This is a genomic window from Microseira wollei NIES-4236, from assembly GCF_020521235.1.
In the GTDB taxonomy this organism is placed as follows: Bacteria; Cyanobacteriota; Cyanobacteriia; order Cyanobacteriales; family Aerosakkonemataceae; genus Microseira; species Microseira wollei.
Genome location: NZ_BLAY01000323.1, coordinates 1 through 5866, shown reverse-complemented (window position 1 = coordinate 5866; position 5866 = coordinate 1). Strand labels below are relative to the sequence as shown.

The window sequence follows — 5866 nt, the reverse complement described above, 5'->3', positions numbered from 1 at the left end:
ACACCCAGTCACAACGCCCCCCATGTAGGGGCACGGCATGTTGAAGTTATCTGTATCTGGCAAAATATTTCCCATGCCGTGTCCCAAAACCGATCAAACACCCAGTCACAACGCCCCCCATGTAGGGACACGGCATGTTGAAGTTATCTGTATCTGGCAAAATATTTCCCATGCCGTGTCCCAAAACCGATCAACAAGCTTGTTTCACCCACTCAGCTTCTGCCGGTTCTAGGGTGGAAGTCAGCTTTTCTAATGTGGCTGAATTATACCATTCTAACCACTCCCGCTGTTTCTGAGACAGGCGATTTAAATCGATTAGTCGTTGATCGAACGGAACGTAGGTAAGGGGTTCAAACCCATACCAAGGCGTTGTATTTGCATCGGTTTCGGTAGATAAATCTTTAACTACATAAAGATTTTCAATCCGAATACCACCCCAATTAGGTAGATAATAACCGGGTTCAATGCTAGTTACCATGCCTGGTTCAAGGGTTTCATTTACGCGCTTGCTAATGCCATTTGGTCCTTCGTGGACGTTTAAGAAAGCTCCCACGCCGTGTCCGGTTCCGTGACCAAAGTCGAGTTTTTCTTGCCATAAGGTATAGCGGGTAATCCCATCTAATTGCGCTCCGGTTGTTCCTTTGGGAAACTGTTGCATGGCACAGTTAATGTGGGCTTTTAATACTTCCGTGTAGCGCAGAATTTGTTCTGGAGTTGGCTCGCCTATAATAATCGTTCGAGTGGCGTCGGTAGTACCTCCTAAATACTGCGCGCCGGAGTCTAGCAGGAAGAATTGACCTTGTTTGAGGACTTGATCTGGACTGGGGGTGCCGTAGTGGACAATAGAACTATTAAAGCCTGTAGCGGCAATGGTGTTGAAACTCAAACCTTGGAAATTGGCTTCTTGTTGATAATTATGAGCGATCGCGCGCGCTACATCCAACTCGCTCAAGCTTTCCCCGCTTGCCAATTGTGTGGAAATCCACTTTAAGGTTCGCACTATAGCTCGACTTGCCTTTAAATTCGCCGCCTTCATCTGCGCGATTTCTACAGCATTTTTACGAGCTTTCATCCCTTCAATCGGATTGGCGGTTTCTACAACCCTCGCTCCTTCTAACAGGCCGTAAGTTCCCATTGTCGTATGTTTGGTATCGATCAGTACCCGCAAGTCGTTCTGCGAAACCAAAGTTTTTAAAGTTTCTTCGTATTTTTCGTAGGGAAGTAAAGTAACCTGTCCCTGCAAAGCTGCGCGAATTTCGGCTCCCATGCGCGCCAAATTAGTAAACAGAAACGCTGCATCGGGGGTAATTACTGCATAAGCAATAAAAACGGGATTATAAGGAACATCCCAACCCCGGAGGTTAAATAACCAGGCTATTTGGTCAAGTTTAGTAATGGGAAGAATCTCGGTATTTGCCTTTTGCATTGCTTCTCGCACCCTAGTTAATTTCTGTGCGGTTGTTTCCCCAGTCACCGCATCTGGCACCAGGAATACTTTGGAATTTCCCAACGCGGGTAAGGGTTCTGACTCGCGCCAATGACTTTGGAGGCGAATTTTATCTACCAAGTTTTCTAGGACGAATACCAATTTAATTCCCGCCGGTTCTAGTTGCCTTTGAAAGGTACGGAATTGCTCAACGGCAAGGGTAAACGGATCGAATCCCAAACGGAAACCAGGCTTTGATTTAGCTAAAGTTTCTAAGGTTTCTACTAAAGTTTTCTGTCCTTCTAATCCCAACTTGGAGACTTGAATTAGAGATGGATCGACTTGTAAGTCTGCCTGTTCGTGATAGCGGGAATCGACAAATAGCCAAGCTTGATTTTGTCCCACTAGCATATCCCCCGCCGAGCCGGTGAAGCCACTTGCCCATTCCCGTCGTTGCAGCGCTTCGGGGAGATATTCGTTTAAGTGTTCGTCAGCAGAGGGTATGTAGTAGGCGTCTAACTGATAGGTTGCCATCAGCTCGCGCATTGCGGTTAACTTGGCTTGGATTGACGCTATCTGGGTTTGAGGCTGCAAAACGTCTAAGGATGTCATAGAGGGATCGAGTTTGGCTAATTATGTCAGTTGTATGGAATATTTTAGCGATCGCCGTCTTCCCCATACTGCAACTTGGTATCAGGCGCGCCCCTTGTATCTTTCTTTACCAATCCCTGCTGGCAGTAAGTTTATGAAGAATAGATAAAGATAAAATTAATTTTAGCAGCAATGTTTAAAGATTGTGTAAAAATAATCGAAAACTAATTTCATCAATATCCGTAGCAATACTACAATCTAAAAAATCCCAGCAAAACTATAGGGATTTTTACAGGCAAAATCAGAGAGTAGATCTACTTAAATAGTACAGGAGTAATCGGGAAATATAGGGGATTCCGATAAAGTCGAGAGTCAATGGTGCGATCGCATTAAACCTGATTCGCCCAGCAGAAAGCAACGCGAAGTCAATCGAATTGCGAGAGATTAATCTATGAAAAAAACCATGCTTGGTATAGCAGGCAGATATGGCAAATTGCCTGTAGTGGCTGAATCGATCAAAAGTAGAATCGCTGCGATTAATCGCCAAGCTCGCCAACACTGGGGCGAAATTCTGCTGGTAGTTGCGCTCGCAGCTTGTGCAGCTTTCGCTTCATATCAAGGGGCAGGGCTGATCGACACAACAATTGTCCAGGATCAGAAGGCTTTCGACGTATGGTTTCAAGGGGATATCACTCGCGTCTTTTCAAATATGACCGAGCGGTGGATCGGTCATGAGCGCACTAAGGTACACCCAATATTTTCACTGATAGCTTACCCACCAGCATATTTACTGAAAACTGTCTTGGGTATCAAATCGATTATTGCGGTAAGACTCGTCATTGCTGCCATAGCTGCGCTGTGGATAAGTGCGCTGTTCATTTTATTGAGAATGATTGGTTGCCGACGATTTGACGCCACACTATTTACCATACTTGGGGCAACTAGCGCATCAGCGATATTTTGGTTTGTCGTGCCAGAGACTTACTCGTTTGGCTCGTTAAGCATTCTAGTGGCACTATGTTTTGTCGCCATCACCCAACATCGAAAGCTGTCAGATGGATGGTACGTAATTGTAAGTGCCTTCACATTAAGCATGACTACCACCAACTGGATGGCTGGTATCGTGGCAACATTTACCAACCATCGTCCGAAGCGGGCATTCCAGATTACGGTGAATGCATTTTGCCTGATAACCGTGCTGTGGGGCGTACAGAAGTATCTCTTTCCCAGTTCTGTATTTTTTCTCGGCGATCGCGAGGAAAAAAGATACATACTGGAGCAGGCATCGCGCGGTCTCTTGCACGTCCTCCAGTCTTTTTTTGCTCACACGATGGTGATGCCAGTCTTCCAGATAGTTCATAAAACTAGGGACTGGCCAATCATGCTGACCCAAGTCTCGTCTCCAGGTTCAGCAAGTCTGTGGGGCAGCGTTTCAGTAGTTTTGTGGATGGCACTGTTAGGTTTGGGCTTATGGGGGTTCTTCTCGATCAAAAAGCATGGCAAACTACGCATTGTTTTGGGATTAACCCTGGTGGGACAGCTGGCACTACATCTGGTATACGGGTCAGAGACATTTCTTTACTCATTGCATTTCTTGCCATTGTTAGTAGTTTTGGCAGCATGGAGCGTGCAGACGCCTGCGCGCCCCATAGCCTTGGTACTGGCAGGTATGCTGGTGCTAACTGCGGGTGTGAATAATGGTTCGCAATTGATTAAGGCTAAGGAGTTTGTTCTAACTCAAGGTCCGCCACGCCATCAAGTTTTAGGCCATATGCGGCTGCGCCCGACCGACCCCTGGCCTCGCGGTACGGGACACGTGGTGCTGGCGGCGCCAGGAAGCCGCGAAGTTGATAAAGCCTATCACGAACCGGGTGGCAGTTTCAGCCCTAGCGTGGGCAGCTTCGGCGTTTCCCTGTGGCTGACCGATACATACGGGAATCTCCAGACTACTAGCGATCGCATCCCGTTAAACGATCTCCGCCAGCAGTTAAAGTGGGTCGATGGTCAGGACATACCGGGAATTCTGACTCAAACGAACTACTACCAAGCATTCTGGTCATCCACCAAACCGGGGAGTTGGACGCTCAATCTCAAAACCCAAGCCAATGCAACGACTAAACCAATGGTGGTTATCCGCAGCGTCGGTCCAGCAGGAGGGGCAATTCGCTCTCTCGACTGGAATGGCAAACGGCTGTTAATCAACGACCGTTGGTCTGTGACGCTTTCAACAGCGCCTGCCAAAGTGTACTTAGGTGAGGAAGGGCCAAAGGGTTGGATGAGCGATCCCTCAGAGCGTACCCAATGGCAAAGCGAGAATGGCTGGGGCTATGCTCGGTTTGAGCTAGCCGATAGCAGCAATACGAATATAGTCATCCAGGATTCTACCCCCGCCAAACCGATCAAAGCGCCAACTGTCACCAATACGCGACCTGCCTTAGAATTAAACCTTCCCGACAAGCAATTTACAGCCAGCTTGAACGCACAAGTCGCCCACCTGATGATGGGTATTGTGGGACGGGAAACCCGCCCTGGGGAACCTACCAACTATCCCTTATCTTGGCAGCGCGACGGCGCTTACAAGGTCGTCGCTCTGGCGCGCGCCGGACAGTTGCAAGTCGCAAAAGAACTATCAACCTACTTTGCCGAAAACGATTTCTTCGGTGGTTTCGGAGCGGAAGCCGATGCCCCTGGGTTATCGATTTGGGCGCTCGAAGAGGTGGCTGTGCGTCTAAAGCAGCCAGAATACGACAAATGGCTAATGCCCCACGTGCGCCGAAAAGCAGAATTCATCCTCAAGATGTTGGCAACAGACGAACCGATTCGTCAGACAGCAATCGGTCCGGTCTTGCCGAAATATCAGAAAAACCCAGACTTGACACTGGTTGCAGATCCAGCTAAAAACGGTTTGATCGTCGGTCGAATGGATTGGCATCGCCCCCTACTATTCGTCAATGCTGTCAGCTATCGGGGGCTACTCGATGCCGCGTCTCTGGCAGAACGAGTCGGTCACCCTGCCGATGCTCAGCGTTGGCGCACCAAAGCGGCCCAGTTGAAAAAAGCTTGGGAAAAAGCATTCAAACCACCAGAGTCGGACAACGAGCGGACTTACATCAGCAGTCTTTGGCCTACCTGGGTAGCAACCTCCCATAAAGATGCTCTGCTGCAACGGCTGCAAGAGCGGTGGACTAAGCTACGCGATGCCCAAGGCGAATTTCGCCAAACCCCTCTGTGGACTTATTTCGATATCGCTGAAGCACACCAATGGTTATTTCTGCAACAACCAGAGCGCGTTCGATCGACTTTAAGCTGGTTTTGGCATCATCAGGCATCCCCTGGGTTATACACCTGGTGGGAGGGCAAAGGAGAAGAAAACTCTTCTGGTCGTTGGGAGCGGGTACGTGGCTGGGTGACTCCCCCCCACGTCACGCCCCATTACTGGACTGCTGCCGAAATGTTGTTGCTGCAATTGGATATGCTAGCCTACATTGACCAGACGACCAACCAGCCGACGGTAGTAATTGGTGCCGGAATTCCAGATACCTGGCTGAAGGCGCCGATGCAGGTGCGGGGATTACCGATGCCAAATGGTGAGATTGATTGGAATTGGGACGGCAAGCAAATGCAGGTAAAGCTTCGCGGTAAGAAAGTTAATGTCCGACTGGGAGCAGCGTTTCCCCCTAATACACCTTTAAAGGTCGAATACCTTGACTTGCAATCAAGCTGAGTGACATCCTCCCGACGTTCATCTGAGTACAGATAGAACGCGGGCTTCCTGCTTCGTTGTTACTGCCCTGGTTGGGGCAGAATTTAACGCATTTTTGAGTGAGGCGCTGTCCATCCCCACTGTAT

General features: G+C 48.8%; 2 protein-coding genes. One reads left to right on the top strand and one right to left on the bottom strand.

Features of this window, described 5'->3' with window-relative positions; translation table 11 throughout:
• Window positions 1-190: 190 nt before the first annotated feature.
• On the bottom strand, window positions 191-2038 hold the full coding sequence (locus MiSe_RS47270) for an aminopeptidase P family protein (RefSeq protein ID WP_226594050.1): 1848 nt from the start codon (window positions 2036-2038) through the stop codon (window positions 191-193).
• A 430-nt stretch (window positions 2039-2468) separates the two neighbouring features.
• Here MiSe_RS47270 and MiSe_RS47265 point away from each other — a divergent pair, with 430 nt between their 5' ends.
• Entirely contained in the window at window positions 2469-5741 is a 3273-nt protein-coding gene (locus tag MiSe_RS47265) for a hypothetical protein (RefSeq protein WP_226594048.1), read from the top strand.
• Window positions 5742-5866: the final 125 nt, after the last annotated feature.